This is a genomic window from Escherichia whittamii, from assembly GCF_014836715.1.
Classification (GTDB): Bacteria; Pseudomonadota; Gammaproteobacteria; order Enterobacterales; family Enterobacteriaceae; genus Escherichia; species Escherichia whittamii.
The window spans coordinates 120775-138282 of record NZ_JACSQI010000007.1 but is presented as its reverse complement, the minus strand read 5'-3'; the positions used below and the strand labels follow the sequence as shown (position 1 = coordinate 138282).

The 17508-nt window shown below is 51.5% G+C and carries 11 protein-coding genes; 5 read left to right on the top strand and 6 right to left on the bottom strand.

Annotated features, from left to right (window positions below; all coding sequences use genetic code 11):
* Positions 1-103: 103 nt before the first annotated feature.
* From H9644_RS12825 to cusR, 6 genes are all read right to left on the bottom strand, one after another.
* Complete coding sequence (locus H9644_RS12825; protein WP_225221389.1) at positions 104-601, bottom strand: hypothetical protein; 498 nt, start codon at positions 599-601, stop codon at positions 104-106.
* A 670-nt stretch (positions 602-1271) separates the two neighbouring features.
* Positions 1272-2162, bottom strand: a complete 891-nt coding sequence (locus H9644_RS12820) for a DUF4434 family protein (protein ID WP_191774828.1) — start codon at positions 2160-2162, stop codon at positions 1272-1274.
* The gene (nfrA, locus tag H9644_RS12815; RefSeq protein WP_191774826.1) at positions 2163-5135 is read right to left on the bottom strand and encodes a bacteriophage adsorption protein NfrA; all 2973 of its coding nucleotides are present in this window, start codon (positions 5133-5135) and stop codon (positions 2163-2165) included.
* Positions 5122-7359 (bottom strand): cyclic di-3',5'-guanylate-activated glycosyltransferase NfrB, encoded by a 2238-nt coding sequence (gene nfrB, locus H9644_RS12810; protein ID WP_105289168.1) that lies wholly within the window; start codon positions 7357-7359, stop codon positions 5122-5124. Before nfrB ends, nfrA begins: the two co-directional genes overlap by 14 nt.
* A gap of 149 nt (positions 7360-7508) precedes the next feature.
* Positions 7509-8951, bottom strand: a complete 1443-nt coding sequence (gene cusS, locus H9644_RS12805; protein WP_191774824.1) for a Cu(+)/Ag(+) sensor histidine kinase CusS — start codon at positions 8949-8951, stop codon at positions 7509-7511.
* Entirely contained in the window at positions 8941-9624 is a 684-nt protein-coding gene (gene cusR, locus H9644_RS12800; RefSeq protein ID WP_000770953.1) for a copper response regulator transcription factor CusR, read from the bottom strand. The genes cusS and cusR overlap by 11 nt, the downstream gene beginning before the upstream one ends.
* A gap of 156 nt (positions 9625-9780) precedes the next feature.
* Here cusR and cusC point away from each other — a divergent pair, with 156 nt between their 5' ends.
* The 5 genes from cusC (at position 9781) to pheP (ending at position 17408) form a co-directional block, all read left to right on the top strand.
* Positions 9781-11163 carry a Cu(+)/Ag(+) efflux RND transporter outer membrane channel CusC gene (gene cusC, locus H9644_RS12795; RefSeq protein ID WP_191774814.1) on the top strand — a complete coding sequence of 461 codons (1383 nt, stop codon included), beginning with the start codon at positions 9781-9783 and terminating at the stop codon, positions 11161-11163.
* A 23-nt stretch (positions 11164-11186) separates the two neighbouring features.
* The gene (gene cusF, locus H9644_RS12790; protein WP_191774812.1) at positions 11187-11519 is read left to right on the top strand and encodes a Cu(+)/Ag(+) efflux RND transporter periplasmic metallochaperone CusF; all 333 of its coding nucleotides are present in this window, start codon (positions 11187-11189) and stop codon (positions 11517-11519) included.
* A 15-nt stretch (positions 11520-11534) separates the two neighbouring features.
* Positions 11535-12758: a Cu(+)/Ag(+) efflux RND transporter periplasmic adaptor subunit CusB gene (gene cusB, locus H9644_RS12785; RefSeq protein WP_191774810.1), complete on the top strand. Its 1224-nt coding sequence runs from the start codon at positions 11535-11537 to the stop codon at positions 12756-12758.
* 11 nt (positions 12759-12769) lie between these two features.
* Complete coding sequence (gene cusA / locus H9644_RS12780; protein WP_191774808.1) at positions 12770-15913, top strand: Cu(+)/Ag(+) efflux RND transporter permease subunit CusA; 3144 nt, start codon at positions 12770-12772, stop codon at positions 15911-15913.
* A 112-nt stretch (positions 15914-16025) separates the two neighbouring features.
* Positions 16026-17408: a phenylalanine transporter gene (gene pheP, locus H9644_RS12775; protein ID WP_064529014.1), complete on the top strand. Its 1383-nt coding sequence runs from the start codon at positions 16026-16028 to the stop codon at positions 17406-17408.
* Positions 17409-17508 lie beyond the last annotated feature (100 nt).

The window sequence follows — 17508 nt, the reverse complement described above, 5'->3', positions numbered from 1 at the left end:
TGCTAAGATAATAATAAGAATTATTATCTTTATTAAAGGCGTAAATGCCACACACACCGGAGTCCTCATTAATTGTGTTCCATCCACTATTAGCTATATTACCTCATTCCTGGTAAAGTCCTGCGTTAACTTCTCGCTTGATAATATGTGTTGCATAATTATCATCATAATCGTAACTATCGATATTCTGCGCTTCAGGAAATTCCCCGTTCATTTTTTTAATCCACGGTAAAATATCTTTAACTGAATGATAAGTTTCAGTGCTGTATTTGAAAAAACTCTTCACGATAAATATATAACCATCGGCAAATTGATTTGTTATTTTATCAGTAGCGATAATAGAAAATAACTTCCAAACGCACTTTTCATCTACGTTCGGAAAAGTCACTGTGCCATCCTGACTAACCGCCAGAATATTGTTGTCTGCTTCAGTGCCACAGCTCCATTTTACCTTATCATTATTAACAGGGTCATTATCAATTACCATCTTGAAGGTGGCTCCAGGAAACAAGTTGTTAGGAAAATTGTAACCAAACTTCATATCATTGCTAATATCATAGATATGGTTATCAACTAAAACACCTGTAATTTTACTCATCATTGACTCTCTTTGTTTATTAAATAAAAGGTTGTATTCCTGTGTAAAGGAATATGCTGATATTAATGCAGTCAATGAATTATTATTCTTATTTAAAATTTATATAGTGGTATGAATATTATTATATACCCCCTCTGAGTAGTGGCTACGCCGATTATTTGTGTCTTGTACGGGAATATCTAGAAAGTGCCAAATCGCCGCAAGTGTAAGCCTGAGCCGAAGCATTGCAAGATCTGATGGCAACTATCATGTGGTGACAAATGGTAAAGCGGGTAATAATGTTTATTGTGAATATAATGGTGTAACCGCTGATAAGAATATTTGATTGGAGGACAGATAATTAAAAGAGAACGTATGAAAGAATGAGCTTTGAAGTTTTAAGACAAACAGCAGTTTAAAACCTTCCTGTCATCTATTGACTGGGAGGAAAATGAAGGCATCCAGAACAAACAGTTAGTCGATGAAATTGGTTTTACCTATATTCTTCCTTTAACGCCTCCTCTTTCGCAAATTAAACCATCACTTTTTTGTCGCGGTTTTTCTAAATAATCGAAACACGCCAGACGCATAAAATGCGTTGAAAACAGAGAGCCTGCTAAACAATTAATACAGACAGAATTCTGATTAGGAAAGTGAAAAGGAAGGGAGCAAGCAAAGTTGCTCCCTTAAACAATTAATACTCGAGGATGCCACGCGCGACGGGCAAATAGCGTAGGGAGAAATAAAGCGTGTCTTTGCCGCAGGCGGAACGCTTCGCTAACAACGAGGCGATCTCCGCATTCGGTTTTGGTTTAGCTTCAAAGGTTTTACCTTTGCCCGCGATAAACAGTTCATAAACAATGCCGCTGGCGGGTGAGGAAGCCTGGCAATCTGCGCTGGCTTGCAGATAACGCTCACGCTGTCCGGCGGTGAGTTTATCCACGCCGCTGCCATCCTGTACCCAGACATTAACGCCGGTTGCTTTAACTTGTTCCAGCAGTTGCCGATAGCCATCGGGCGTCATATTTCCGGCAAAGAAACTACTGATATAAACCGGTTTTGCCGAAACATTGCTAATCAGCCGCTGCGAATTGTTTAACCATTTCAGCAATGGCTGACGGGCGGCTTCGCTGCGCCAGTTCAGGTCGTCAATTTCCGCACTGATGTACCAGCCATCCGGCGTCACGCCAGGCGCGGCGCTCCATAATCTGGCTTGCTGGAGATCGGCGGCCAGCAGGCGATTAAGATAGCTCTCCAGCGCTGCGGAGGACTGCTTCTGATGCATGAAAAATTCCGGATCGGCATTCAGACCAACAATCAGCTTCAGGCCTGCGTGTTGCGCTGCCGCTGCGCGACTGAACAATAATGCACGATCTTTTGGCTGAGTGAAGGCATCGCCATAACGGGTCCATTGCAGAATCAGGGTGTCGAAGCCCTGGTGACGCAACTGACTCATCAGTCCCTGCCACTGGACGTCGGTGACCTGACTGTCACGATTTTGTGGTTGCCAGATAATACCTTTCATCGCAAAAGAAAAAGGGCTGACTAACAGCAGTGTCAGCATTACGAAAAATAACTTACGCATTTACCAGTGCACTCCAATGGTGAGAAACGCGTTGTTGCGTTCTCCGCTACGTTGATTAATCGCCTTAAAGGTATGCTGATATTCGACGCCAAGGCTCACTTTATGCGGCCATGCATCGTAATGCGTTTCACCAGTCCAGATATTCCAGCGCACGCCAACACCGCCAAGCTGCGCGCCCTGAGTACCTTTATCCCGGTAGCCGTTACCCTGAATGTGAGCATAAGGTTCAATGGTTTGCCCGTTTGCTACTTTCTGATGCCAGCTCACGCGGTAATCTGCCGTCCATGCCTGAATATCCTGGCGAACATATTGTGCCGCATCGAGATACAGGTTTTGGGCAAACCAGCCCGGACCGTTCGGGTGCCACTCGTCGCTGTATTTACCGCCGTTAAAGAATGAAGCACTGGCGCGTAGCATAGTGTCGGATGCGCCATTTTGCCCGTTCAGCGGGAACTGTTGTTCAACGGCAAGGAAAAAGATCTGATCGCGCAGCGGTTTCCAGCGCAGGCCAGTACCGGACATTGGATTTTTCACCGGCATTGCCACACCGTTTTCTCCGGTATCGGCAAATACGCGGCTGTAAACTGAAAGCAAGTCGCCTTCCAGCAGCATATTGCGTCCAATGCGGTATTCGGCTTCCAGTTGCCCGTAGCTACGATAGCTTTTTCCCGGTGCTGCGCCGCCGACATTGTTGTTAGCTGTACTCATTGCGCCAGAACGCAAGCCGATGGAGGAATCGAAACTGAACGTCCAGCGGCGACCAACGTCTTCATGCAAGCGACGGAAATTGAAGCGTTGCTGATTTTGCTCCGGCGTCAGTGGGGTTATCAGCGCCTGGTTATCAATGTCATCAATTACCAGCCGGGCGTAGTGCTGCGTCGCAGGCATATCATCCAGACGCTGGTTCACGTAGGCCAGTTGTCGGATCAGTGCCGGATCGTCCGGTAGTCCTTTATGTGCCTGTTCCAGCATTTCCTGCGACTGCGCGATATCGCCGCTGTCCCACAAAGCGTAACCGAGCGCCGCCTGGGTGTTGCTGTTATTGGGTTCCAGCTCAAGCGCGGCGCGCAGATCGCTCACCGCTGCAGGAATATTATGCTGTTGCCGGTAAATCGTTGCCCGTGCGACGTATGCTTTGGCTGAAGGGGCAATATTGATTGAGCGAGTAAGATCGTTCAGTGCGAGCTCCGGCTGACCAGGAATATAACGTTGCGCATGCAGCCACCAGTATTGGGCATTGTTTCCCAGCCCACGTTGTTCTGCTTGTTGCAGCCAGCGATCGCGAGCTGCGCCATTTCCTGCTGCCTGGGCGGTATTGGCAGCGGCGAGCAGGTCCTCATTGCTCATGTCGCGTAAGCTGATTTTCTGCCAGGCCGCCAGGGCGGTATTGTAGTCTTCCACCTGGTATGCCTGATAAGCCACAGCGCGATGTTGCCAGACGTTCGGTTGCCTTTTTTCCGCCTGAAGCCAGGCATATAACGCCACGCCGGGGAGAGTTTCCCGATAACACTTTGCCAGACGGTTCCAGGCGGCAGCATCGTAGGAAGGTGACATATCCCCAAGTAAACGAACGATTGCCGGGCAATTATCCGCAATTCCCGGTAACTGGCTTTGCCACTGACGCTGCTCCGCCAGCGGCAAGGGCTTTGATAAAATCGCCACCTTCGCAGGTGTTGCCAGGTAAGGATGACTATCCAGTAGAGAAGCCAGTCGTGTCATTAAAGTATGGCTGACGCTCGCATCACCCTGGAAGGGATAGCGTTGCAGCAATAAATCGGCAGCTTCGCGTGACTGCCCGGCCTGCATCAGTTGCCAGGTCAGTTGATCCAGACGCGTAAGATTTGTCGGTTCTCGTTGATATAACAATCGTGCCAGACGCAGCGCTTCTGCTTTATTCCGGGTCGCCACGCTGACGGCATAACGCTCTTCAAGCATTTCATCGGCGGGAAGGGTAGCGAGCAGTTTTTGCGCTGCGTCGTACTGACCTTCTTTTAACAGCACTGGTAGCGTCGCGCCAACAACATACTGGCGGTTATCGGCAAACTGTACCTGATGATTCGCCAATGCCTGCACCGGGTTGTCACTGTATTTTGATAACAGATAGAGCCAGCTTTTTTCTTGTGCATCAGTGGTAAATAGCGGCGTATTTTCAGCCAGATAACGCTGGAGACGTGCTTTTTCGCCACGATAAGCCAGCGCGGTCGCGTAAGTAATATACGACTGTGGATCGGTGAAGATCCCCAGCGATTGCAGTGCCAGGATCCGATCGTCCAGTTGTCCGGCAAGAAGCACGTCAAACCACTGGCGGCGCTCCGCCGCGCTTAATGTGTTCTGCTGGCGTGCTTCATTGTATAGCGTATCTGCCTGCGACCATTGTTTCAGGTAGATTGCCCGTTGTAGCAGATCGGTCCGCAACGTTTTTCCTTCCGGCGACGCGGCAAACTTTGCATCGTTCAGTTGTGCTCTGGCGACAGGCAACTGCGCCAGCCGCAGCGCATTCTGCCCGACTTCGCTGCGACAACGCAGGGTCGGCGCAGCATCGCACGCTTTTTGCTGGTCGAGCAGTTCTTCAACAGTAGTCACGGTTTTAACTTCCACTGGAATTGCCGCCAGGTTTCGCTCAAGTCGGGCATCTCCAGGATGACGTTTCAGTTGATCCTCAAGCAATAATCGCGCGCGGTCATCATGACCAAAATGGCGATAAGCTTCCGCCAGATATAACGTCAACGGAATGTTATCCGGCACCTGCTGATGTATATATTCAAATTCACGGATGGCGGTTGCTTCGTCGTTATTTTTCTGTGCCTTCAGCGCCTTATCGAGACGGGGGTAAATAACAAAATGGCGATAGTCACTAAGCCCCAGCTCTTCTGCGCTGGTGCCGATAGTGTCTGCGAGTGCGCTGGTACTCAATAAGGACGTCAGCAGCAAACCAGACCATCCGATGATGCGATTAAGGTTATTCTCCTTCATTTTCGGACTCCAGTTGCGCAACCTGTTCGGTGGTTAAACCTGCTTTTAGTAATAGTGATTGCATTGAAACTTGTAATTCGCGCTGAATTGACAGTACGCGATCCAGCGTTTCCTGGCTGATAACGCCTTCGGTGACCAAAAATTTGCCGAGCGGCAGAGAGCTGCGTTCATGGCGCAGCAACAACACGTTAATTGCTGAACGATTAATATGACCGAGCGTAGTCAGTATTTCAGCGAACAGGAACTGATGCGGCACATATTGCCGCCAGATATCGCTGGCTTGTTGTTCCGTGAGCCACTGATGCTGAACCGCATTGTGCAACATTGACCGCGGGTCATGGCCGCGTCGGCGAGCATACCAGTGACGTAATCCGGTGACAATTTGTCCACGCAGAACAATGACGTAACGTACTTTTCGTCCGACCTTACGCGCCAGCGCCGCCAGCGAAACAGGGTCGATGCCGTCTTCACTGCCGACAATTAACTCTTCATTTTCCATGCGCAGCGGCAGCACCGCATAATGCAGCGCCACGGAGGCTGGCATCTCGGCAATCAGTGAGGAAGGGATCTGCCAGGCATCGATGGACTCCCACGCCACGCCGTTTTGTTCAGCCAGCGCTTGCGCCAGTTGTTCGGCGCTAATCAATCCTTGCATAAGCATCGAACCGCCGAGACGTAAACCTTCAACACGATTACGCAGTGCTGTATCGAGTTGCTCTTCGGTGATGACCTGATTTTCCAGCAGAATTTGACCTAACGGGCGCAACGAACGGGTATCACCAGTCACGCTGGGGAAATCGTGCGTCGTTTTATCCCATGCCACGCGACGCGGATCGCCGTGCTGAAGAACCTGTTTCAGCGCGCGCCAGTTGGCCATAAAGTTAATCAGGTTGCCCCAGAATAGCCGCAGGACGGACAGTAAGCCTTGCGTCAGGCCGTAGTAGCCAGTGACAAAAATCACTCGCTGCACAATGCGGTTGATCATCAAGCCAAAGTTTAGCCACAGCAGGGTCATTAACCATGCGCTGCCGCTGAAAATAGAAAGAAAATGCCAGGCATCGGAGCACAAACTTTCATACGCCATCAACAGCAAAAGCTGGATCATCACCAGCATCGCGAGGAAGCTGACAAAGTTACTGATTGCCCCTTTGCGATCGCGCCACAAAAAGTAGTTCAACGTCAGGCTGGAGGTCCATTTGTGGGTTTTAAAGCCCTGGAAAACAATGCCGATGATCCAGCGAGACTTTTGTCGAACGGCGGTGGAAAAGGTATCGGGGAAATATTCGCGCACGCAGATCATGTTTGACGTCCGCGCGTGCTGTAAAAATTTACGCTGCTCGCGTTCTTTGGCTTCGTCCACCACTGGAAAACGGACAAAAATTTCCGTCATACCTTTTTCTTTCAGGCGGAAACCAATGTCGTAATCTTCAGTAAGACTCTGCACGTCGAAAGCGATACCGTCACCGTCGGCTAACAGTGCGGTCACGGCACGGCGGCTGAAGCAGGTGCCGACGCCTGCGCTAGGCACTTGTCCGGCGAGAGCTTCACGCACTGGAACATCTTTGCCATGTAGTTCTGAAAATTCATCGATATAGGTCATGCTGGTGAAGTGTGTCCACTCGCGTTCAAACGGATAGACAGGGATCTGGATCAGATCTTTACGTTCCACCAGATAGTTGAACAGACGCAATTCCATTGGCGAAATCACGTCTTCAGCATCATGCAGAATAAAACCAGCAAAGGCAAAATTGGCGCTACGTTCAAACTGGGTGATGGCGTCCAGCACATTGTTCAGACAGTCTGCTTTACTGGTGGGGCCAGGACGCGCACAGACCACCTTATGCACGTTCGGGAAGCGAGCGCACACTTCGTCAACATCACGCTGGGTATCAGGGTCGTTCGGGTAAGTGCCAACAAAGATATGATAGTTTTCGTAGTCGAGCGTGGTTGCCGCCAGCTCGGCCATATTGCCGATGACGCCCGTTTCATTCCACGCCGGAACCATAATCGCTAAGGGTTTTTCATCCGGCTTATACAGTTCGCGGTAACTCATTCGCGGGTAGCGGCGATAAACACTCAACTTGCGCTTAATGCGGCGTACCCAGTAGACGACATCAATGAAAAAATCGTCCAGTCCGCTGATGAACATTATGACCGCTAACGTTATCGCGATTACTTTTAAGCCATAGAGCCAGGTAGCAAAAACATCAAGAAGCCAGTTCACAAAAAAGCCTTACATTAACGCTGGTTATGTTTTGGGTGGCGTATATTAAGGTTTTTTATGGATTGTGACAGCTTTTTACCATTAATAGGTATGACTGTTGCGGCACGTTATTTTTACACTGGTTATAAAAGTTACTGATTGCTGAATGATTAAGCGGGTAATGTGATCACAAACCTTGTTCCCCGCGTATCTGACGTTACCGCAACCGTGCCTTTATGCGCGACGACAATCGATTTCACTATCGCCAGACCAATGCCGCTGCCTTCGCCTTTTCGCTGGCGGGAAGGGTCCACGCGGTAGAAGCGGTCAAACAATCGCGGTAAGTGCTCGGGTGGAATCGGCGTACCAGGATTTTCGACTGTGATCTGTACTTTGTCATCGGCAGTCTGGCAGCACACTACAATTTCCTCTCCGGTTGGCGTATAACGCAGAGCGTTAGAAAGCAGGTTGCTTAACGCCCGACGCAGCATCAGCGGATCGCCCGCAGCCTGACACTTATCGCCAACAAACCGCAGCTCCACGCCGCGATCTTCCGCTAACGCCTCGAAAAAATCGAACACTTTTCCGACTTCATCCGCCAGGTTGAGCATTTTCTTTTCGGGGATTAACTGGTTGTTATCGGCCTGGGCGAGAAACAGCATATCGCTGACCATTTTCGCCATTCGCGTCAGCTCTTCGAGATTCGAGTAGAGCACATCTTCCAGCTCCTTCTGGCTGCGTGACTGACTGAGGGCGATTTCCGTTTGCGTAATGAGGTTAGTAATTGGCGTGCGAATTTCATGGGCGATATCCGCCGAGAAGTTTGACTGGCGGGTAAAAACATCCTCAATACGTTCGATCATATGATTGAACGACAGTACCAGCTGCTCCAGCTCAATCGGCACGGTTTGCGGGTCGAGGCGAACGTCGAGATCTTTCGAGGTAATGTTCTGGATCTGACGGCTGACGCTGCGGATCGGCGCGTGGCCTTTATGTACTGCCAACAGCACGATAAAGACGATCAGGATGCTGATGATCGATGCAGTCATTACAAGTTTATTCATCAAATCATTTATGTAATGAAGATGAAAATCGATCGACAGCGCGATGTAGAGCGTATAAATCGGTTTGCCGTCCACCTGCGGGCCTACCGGCAAGCTAATCATCCGCCAGTTGCTGTGTTCCATATGCCCGTGACCGTGACCCGGCATCATAATCGTCGGGCCGGAGAGGAGAAACACTTCGCCACCCCGGGCGTCTGTATCGGGTATGGCATCACGTGCAAATTCGCGGATATCCGGCACACCGGGCGAGTGATATACCGTTTTACCGTGGCTGTCGGCCAGGGAAATCAACACATTGGAATAACCACTGACAATGTCTTCCAGCGTCATTAAGCGTCGGGCTTGCGTCTCTTCGGGATGATTAAGAACGCGCTTGAGCGTGGCGCTAATCTCTTTTAAATCATTAATATCCTGCTCGGCAAAATGCACTTTTACCGAGTGGATCATGATCCATGCAAAGGCGAAAAATGCCGCGATGGTGGCCAGGCTGATAAAAAAGGTCAGGCGGGTTGCCAGCGAAAACGGGCGCTGAAACGGCTTACTGGCCATCCGGCACCTCAAGCATATAGCCTACGCCGCGTACGGTTTGAATCAGCTTTGGTTCAAAATCGTTGTCGATTTTGCCGCGCAGCCGCTTCACTGCCACATCAATGGCGTTGGTGTCGCTGTCGAAATTCATGTCCCACACCTGTGAGGCGATAAGCGAGCGGGGCAGCACTTCGCCTTGATGGCGGAGAAAAAACTCCAGCAGGGTAAATTCTTTACTGGTCAGAGTGATGCGTGTGCCGCTGCGGGTGACTTTGCGGCTGACGAGATCAACCATCAGGTCGGCAACCTGAAACTGACTTTCGATAATCACCGCCGCCCCGCGCCGCAGTAAGGTGCGCACTCGCGCCAGCAGTTCAGCAAAAGCGAATGGCTTCACCAGGTAGTCATCTGCCCCCAGCTCCAGCCCCTTGACGCGATGTTCAATGGTTCCCAGCGCAGTAAGTAGCAGAATCGGCATCCCTTTATTGGCGGAACGCAACATGCGCACGATATCCCAGCCGTTCACGTCTGGCAGCATAATATCGAGGATTATCAGGTCGTAATCTCCGGTCATCGCCAGATGGTAGCCATTCAGCCCGTTATCGGCCAAATCGACCACAAAACCGGCCTCGGTTAACCCTTTGGTTAAGTATTCGCCGGTTTTCTTTTCATCTTCGACAATCAACAGTTTCATATTCCCTCCGCATGTTGCCCGGCCAATTCTAGAGTAGCGGGATCAGATGGCAATCGCTTATTGGCAAAATGACAATTTTGTCATTTTCCTGTCACCGTAAAATCAGAGCCTGGCGGGTAAAGTTGGCGGCATAAAATAACCAGAAATTATGTGCCTATGTCTCCTTGTAAACTTCTGACATTTTGTGTGGCCCTTGCGTTAACCGGTTGTTCGCTGGCACCGGATTATCAGCGTCCGGCAATGCCTGTGCCGCAACAGTTCTCACTCAGCCAGAACGGCCTGGTTAACGCGGCAGATAACTACCAGAACGCGGGATGGCGCACTTTTTTTGTTGATAATCAGGTGAAAACGCTGATTGGCGAGGCGCTGGTGAATAACCGGGATTTGCGCATGGCGACGCTGAAAGTGCAGGAGGCACGGGCGCAATATCGTCTGACCGATGCCGACCGCTATCCACAACTCAATGGCGAGGGCAGCGGCAGCTGGAGCGGCAATCTTAAAGGCGATTCAGCCACGACGCGGGAGTTTTCGACTGGCCTTAACGCCAGCTTTGATCTCGATTTTTTCGGTCGCTTAAAGAACATGAGCGAAGCCGAGCGACAAAATTATTTAGCAACTGAGGAAGCCCGGCGTGCGGTGCATATTCTGCTGGTTTCTAATGTTGCGCAAAGCTATTTCAATCAGCAACTGGCCTATGCGCAATTACAAATAGCCGAAGAAACGCTGCGTAATTACCAGCAGTCATATGCATTTGTCGAAAAACAACTGTTAACCGGCAGCAGCAATGTTCTGGCGCTGGAACAGGCTCGCGGGGTGATTGAAAGTACCCGCAGCGATATTGCTAAACGTCAGGGCGAACTGGCGCAGGCGAATAATGCATTGCAACTGTTACTGGGAAGCTACGGCAAGCTGCCGCAAGCGCAGACAGTAAACAGCGGCAGCCTGCAGAGCGTTAAATTACCGGCGGGATTGTCGTCGCAAATCTTATTGCAGCGCCCGGATATTATGGAAGCTGAACACGCATTAATGGCGGCTAATGCCAATATTGGCGCCGCACGCGCGGCATTTTTCCCGTCTATCAGCCTGACCAGCGGAATATCGACCGCCAGCAGCGATCTGTCGTCATTATTTAACGCCAGCAGCGGGATGTGGAATTTTATTCCCAAAATTGAGATCCCTATTTTTAATGCCGGACGCAACCAGGCCAATCTGGATATCGCCGAAATTCGCCAGCAGCAGTCGGTGGTGAATTATGAACAGAAAATCCAGAATGCCTTTAAAGAAGTGGCAGATGCGCTGGCATTACGTCAAAGCCTGAATGATCAAATTAGCGCCCAGCAGCGTTATCTGGCGTCGCTACAAATTACCCTGCAACGGGCGCGGGCATTATATCAGCACGGCGCAGTCAGTTATCTGGAAGTGCTGGATGCCGAGCGTTCTTTATTTGCAACCCGACAAACTTTACTTGACCTGAATTATGCCCGTCAGGTTAACGAAATTTCTTTATATACCGCACTTGGTGGCGGTTGGCAGCAATAATTTTTAACTTCAGGAGAGAATAAATGAAAAAAGCACTGCAAGTCGCAATGTTCAGTTTGTTTACCGTTATTGGCTTTAATGCTCAGGCTAACGAACATCATCATGAAACCATGAGCGAAGCACAACCACAGGTTATTAGCGCCACTGGCGTGGTAAAAGGCGTTGATCTGGAAAGCAAAAAAGTCACCATCCACCACGATCCGATTGCCGCAGTGAACTGGCCGGAGATGACTATGCGCTTTACCATCACTCCGCAGACGAAAATGAGCGAAATTAAAACCGGCGACAAAGTGGCGTTTAATTTTGTCCAGCAGGGCAATCTCTCTTTATTACAGGATATTAAAGTCAGCCAGTAACCCAGGTTTAATTCAATGAAAAAAATCGCGCTTATTATCGGCAGCATGATCGCGGGCGGTATTATTTCTGCGGCAGGTTTTACCTGGTTTGCAAAGGCTGAACCGCCAGTGGAAAAAACGCCAACCGCAGAACGTAAAATCTTATTCTGGTACGACCCGATGTATCCCAATACGCGGTTCGATAAACCAGGTAAATCGCCGTTTATGGATATGGATCTGGTGCCGAAATATGCCGATGAAGAGAGTTCTGCGTCTGGTGTGCGCATTGACCCGACCCAGACGCAGAATCTGGGGGTGAAAACGGCTACCGTCACGCGCGGGCCGCTGACTTTTGCCCAGAGTTTCCCGGCGAATGTTAGTTACAACGAGTATCAGTTTGCCATTGTGCAGGCTCGCGCTGCCGGGTTTATCGACAAGGTGTATCCGCTTACTGTGGGCGATAAAGTGAAAAAAGGCGCACCGCTTCTCGACCTGACCATTCCCGACTGGGTGGAAGCGCAGAGTGAGTATTTACTGCTGCGCGAAACCGGCGGTACGGCGACCCAGACTGAAGGCATTCTTGAACGCCTGCGACTGGCGGGAATGCCGGAGGCCGATATTCGCCGCCTGATCGCCACGCAAAAAATCCAGACTCGCTTTACGCTCAAAGCGCCCATTGATGGTGTAATCACCGCGTTTGATCTGCGCGCGGGTATGAATATCGCCAAAGATAACGTGGTAGCGAAAATTCAGGGTATGGACCCGGTGTGGGTCACTGCCGCGATCCCGGAGTCTATCGCCTGGCTGGTGAAAGATGCCTCGCAGTTTACGCTCACCGTTCCGGCGCGACCTGATAAAACACTCACCATCCGCAAATGGACTCTGCTACCCGGCGTGGATGCTGCGACCCGCACGCTACAACTGCGTCTGGAAGTCGACAACGCCGACGAGGCGCTCAAGCCGGGAATGAACGCCTGGTTGCAACTCAACACTGCCAGCGAACCGATGCTGCTCATTCCGTCACAGGCGCTGATCGACACCGGCAGCGAACAGCGGGTGATTACCGTTGATACCGACGGGCGCTTTGTACCTAAACGCGTTGCCGTTTTCCAGGCATCGCAAGGTGTCACCGCGCTACGCTCGGGTTTGGCGGAAGGTGAAAAGGTGGTTTCCAGCGGCCTGTTCCTGATTGATTCCGAAGCCAATATTTCTGGCGCACTGGAGCGGATGCGCTCTGAAAGTGCTACCCACGCGCATTGAGGGAATAACCAATGATTGAATGGATTATTCGTCGCTCGGTGGCGAACCGTTTTCTGGTGCTGATGGGCGCGTTGTTTCTGAGCATTTGGGGAACCTGGACCATCATTAATACGCCAGTGGATGCGCTGCCGGATCTCTCTGATGTGCAGGTAATTATTAAAACCAGCTATCCTGGCCAGGCGCCGCAAATCGTCGAAAATCAGGTCACTTATCCGCTGACTACCACCATGTTGTCAGTACCTGGCGCGAAGACCGTGCGCGGTTTCTCGCAGTTTGGCGACTCTTATGTGTATGTCATTTTCGAAGATGGCACCGATCCGTATTGGGCGCGCTCGCGGGTGCTGGAGTACCTTAACCAGGTGCAGAGTAAGCTGCCTGCGGGTGTCAGCGCCGAGCTGGGACCAGACGCCACGGGCGTTGGCTGGATCTATGAATACGCGCTGGTGGATCGCAGCGGTAAGCACGATCTGGCCGATCTACGCTCATTGCAGGACTGGTTTCTTAAATATGAGCTAAAAACCATCCCTAACGTTGCGGAAGTGGCGTCGGTGGGCGGCGTGGTGAAAGAGTATCAGGTGGTTATCGATCCCCAGCGCCTGGCGCAATATGGCATCAGTCTCGCCGAAGTGAAAAGCGCGCTGGATGCTTCAAACCAGGAAGCAGGCGGTTCGTCGATTGAACTGGCGGAAGCGGAATATATGGTGCGCGCCAGTGGCTATCTGCAAACGCTCGACGACTTTAATCACATCGTTTTAAAAGCCAGTGAAAATGGTGTACCCGTTTATTTGCGTGATGTTGCTAAGGTCCAGATTGGCCCGGAAATGCGCCGGGGCATTGCCGAACTGAACGGCGAAGGCGAAGTGGCTGGCGGGGTGGTGATCCTGCGTTCCGGCAAAAACGCCCGTGAAGTTATCGCTGCCGTGAAGGACAAGCTGGAAACGCTAAAAAGCAGTCTGCCGGAAGGCGTGGAGATAGTTACAACATACGATCGCAGCCAGCTCATTGACCGCGCCATCGACAACCTTAGCGGCAAGTTGCTGGAAGAGTTTATTGTGGTGGCGATTGTCTGTGCGCTGTTCCTCTGGCATGTGCGCTCGGCGTTGGTGGCGATTATTTCGTTGCCGTTGGGGCTGTGTATTGCTTTTATTGTCATGCACTTCCAGGGATTGAACGCCAATATTATGTCGCTGGGAGGTATTGCGATTGCCGTCGGGGCGATGGTCGATGCCGCTATCGTCATGATCGAGAATGCGCATAAACGGCTGGAAGAGTGGCAGCACCAGCATCCTGGCGCCACGCTGGATAATAAAACGCGCTGGCAGGTGATTACCGATGCATCTGTTGAAGTGGGGCCGGCGCTGTTTATCAGTCTGCTGATTATCACGTTGTCGTTTATCCCGATCTTCACTCTGGAAGGGCAGGAAGGACGTTTGTTTGGTCCGCTGGCGTTTACCAAAACCTATGCCATGGCAGGCGCGGCACTACTGGCGATCGTGGTGATCCCGATCCTGATGGGCTACTGGATACGTGGCAAAATTCCGGCGGAAAGCTGTAACCCGCTCAATCGTTTTTTGATTCGTATTTACCATCCGCTGCTGTTGAAAGTACTGCACTGGCCGAAAACCACGTTGCTGGTGGCTGTACTTTCGGTGCTGACGGTTCTCTGGCCGCTTAATAAAGTCGGCGGGGAATTTTTACCGCAGATCAATGAAGGCGACTTGCTGTATATGCCTTCAACGCTGCCGGGGATTTCCGCGGCAGAGGCGGCGAGTATGCTGCAAAAAACCGACAAGCTGATTATGAGTGTGCCGGAAGTGGCACGGGTGTTTGGCAAAACCGGGAAAGCGGAAACCGCCACCGACTCTGCACCGCTGGAGATGGTAGAAACGACTATTCAGCTGAAGCCGCAGGATCAGTGGCGACCAGGCATGACGATGGACAAAATCATCGAAGAGCTGGATAACACCGTGCGGCTGCCGGGGCTGGCGAATCTGTGGGTGCCGCCAATCCGTAACCGTATCGATATGCTTTCGACCGGCATTAAAAGTCCTATCGGTATTAAAGTGTCTGGCAACGTGCTGGCGGATATCGACGCGATGGCGGAGCAAATTGAAGAGGTGGCGCGAACGGTGCCTGGCGTGGTTTCTGCTCTAGCCGAGCGCCTGGAAGGTGGGCGCTATATCAACGTTGAGATTAACCGTGAAAAAGCCGCGCGTTACGGTATGACGGTGGCGGATGTGCAGTTGTTTGTGACTTCTGCCGTGGGTGGGGCGATGGTTGGCGAAACGGTGGAAGGGATTGCCCGTTATCCAATTAATCTGCGTTATCCGCAAAGCTGGCGCGATAGCCCGCAGGCGCTGCGACAGCTGCCGATCCTGACGCCGATGAAACAGCAAATCACCCTTGCGGACGTTGCCGACGTTAAAGTCTCCACCGGACCGTCGATGCTGAAAACCGAGAATGCGCGACCGACGAGCTGGATTTATATCGATGCCCGCGACCGTGACATGGTGTCGGTGGTTCACGATCTGCAAAAAGCAATAGCCGAAAAAGTGCAATTGAAACCAGGCACCAGCGTGGCGTTCTCCGGGCAGTTTGAACTGCTGGAGCGTGCCAATCATAAGCTGAAACTCATGGTGCCGATGACGCTGATGATCATCTTTGTGTTGTTGTATCTGGCGTTCCGTCGCGTGGGCGAAGCGCTGCTGATTATCAGTAGCGTACCGTTTGCGCTGGTGGGCGGCATCTGGTTCCTGTGGTGGATGGGCTTTCATCTTTCCGTGGCGACGGGGACCGGCTTTATCGCCCTCGCCGGAGTCGCCGCCGAGTTTGGCGTGGTGATGCTGATGTATTTACGTCATGCCATAGAGGCAGATCCGTCGCTGAATAATCCGCAAACATTCAGTGAGCAGAAGCTGGATGAAGCGTTATATCACGGCGCGGTGCTGCGCGTGCGCCCGAAAGCGATGACGGTGGCGGTGATTATCGCTGGCCTGCTGCCGATTTTGTGGGGAACGGGGGCGGGTTCAGAAGTGATGAGCCGCATTGCCGCACCGATGATTGGCGGCATGATCACCGCACCGCTGCTGTCGCTGTTTATTATTCCGGCGGCGTATAAGTTGATGTGGTTGAATCGACATCAGGTGCGGAAATAAAAGCAGAGCCGGGGAGGGATACCCGGTTTAACTGTGTGGATTGTGTCTTGCGACGACCAGCACTAAATGTTAAAAGGAGCCCCTCAATAAAAAAGACACACAGGGGAAAGGCGTGAAAAACGCGTCAACCGTATCGGAAGATACTGCGTCGAATCAAGAACCGACGCTTCATCGGGGATTACATAACCGTCATATTCAGCTGATTGCGCTGGGTGGTGCAATCGGTACTGGTCTGTTTCTTGGCATTGGTCCGGCCATTCAGATGGCAGGTCCGGCGGTGTTGCTGGGCTACGGCGTCGCCGGGATCATCGCTTTCCTGATTATGCGCCAGCTTGGCGAGATGGTGGTCGAAGAGCCGGTATCTGGTTCGTTTGCCCACTTTGCCTATAAATACTGGGGACCGTTTGCGGGCTTCCTTTCCGGCTGGAACTACTGGGTGATGTTCGTGCTGGTGGGAATGGCAGAGCTGACTGCTGCGGGCATCTATATGCAGTACTGGTTCCCGGATGTTCCTACCTGGATCTGGGCTGCTGCCTTCTTTATTATCATCAACGCCGTTAACCTGGTGAACGTGCGCTTATATGGCGAAACCGAGTTCTGGTTTGCGCTGATTAAAGTGCTGGCGATCATCGGTATGATCGGCTTTGGTCTGTGGCTGCTGTTTTCTGGTCACGGCGGTGAGAAAGCCAGTATCGACAACCTCTGGCGCTACGGCGGCTTCTTTGCCACCGGCTGGAATGGGCTGATTTTGTCGCTGGCGGTGATTATGTTCTCCTTCGGCGGTCTGGAACTGATTGGTATTACAGCCGCTGAAGCACGCGATCCGGAAAAAAGCATCCCTAAAGCGGTAAATCAGGTTGTTTATCGTATCCTGCTGTTTTATATCGGTTCACTGGTGGTTTTACTGGCGCTCTACCCGTGGGTGGAAGTGAAATCTAACAGTAGCCCGTTTGTGATGATTTTCCATAACCTCGACAGCAACGTGGTGGCTTCTGCGCTGAACTTCGTCATTCTGGTGGCGTCGTTGTCGGTGTATAACAGCGGGGTATACTCCAACAGCCGCATGCTGTTTGGCCTTTCTGTGCAGGGTAATGCACCGAAGTTTCTTACCCGTGTTAGCCATCGCGGCGTGCCGATCAACTCGCTGATGCTTTCCGGGGCGATCACTTCGCTGGTGGTGTTGATTAACTATCTGCTGCCGCAAAAAGCGTTTGGTCTGCTGATGGCGCTGGTGGTGGCTACGCTGCTGTTGAACTGGATTATGATCTGCCTGGCGCATCTGCGTTTTCGCGCGGCGATGCGACGTCAGGGACGAGAAACACAGTTTAAGGCGCTGCTCTATCCGTTCGGCAACTATCTTTGCATTGCTTTCCTCGGCATGATTTTGCTGCTGATGTGCACGATGGATGATATGCGCCTGTCTGCAATTTTGCTGCCGGTGTGGATTGTGTTCCTGTTTGTGGCGTTTAAAACGCTGCGTCGGAAAGCGAAATAATAGTGTAGTAACGTAGGTCGGATAAGGCGTTCACGCCGCATCCGACAAAACGATGTCAACAGTCTGAAACCGCTCTCATCCATTTGATGAGAGCGGTTTT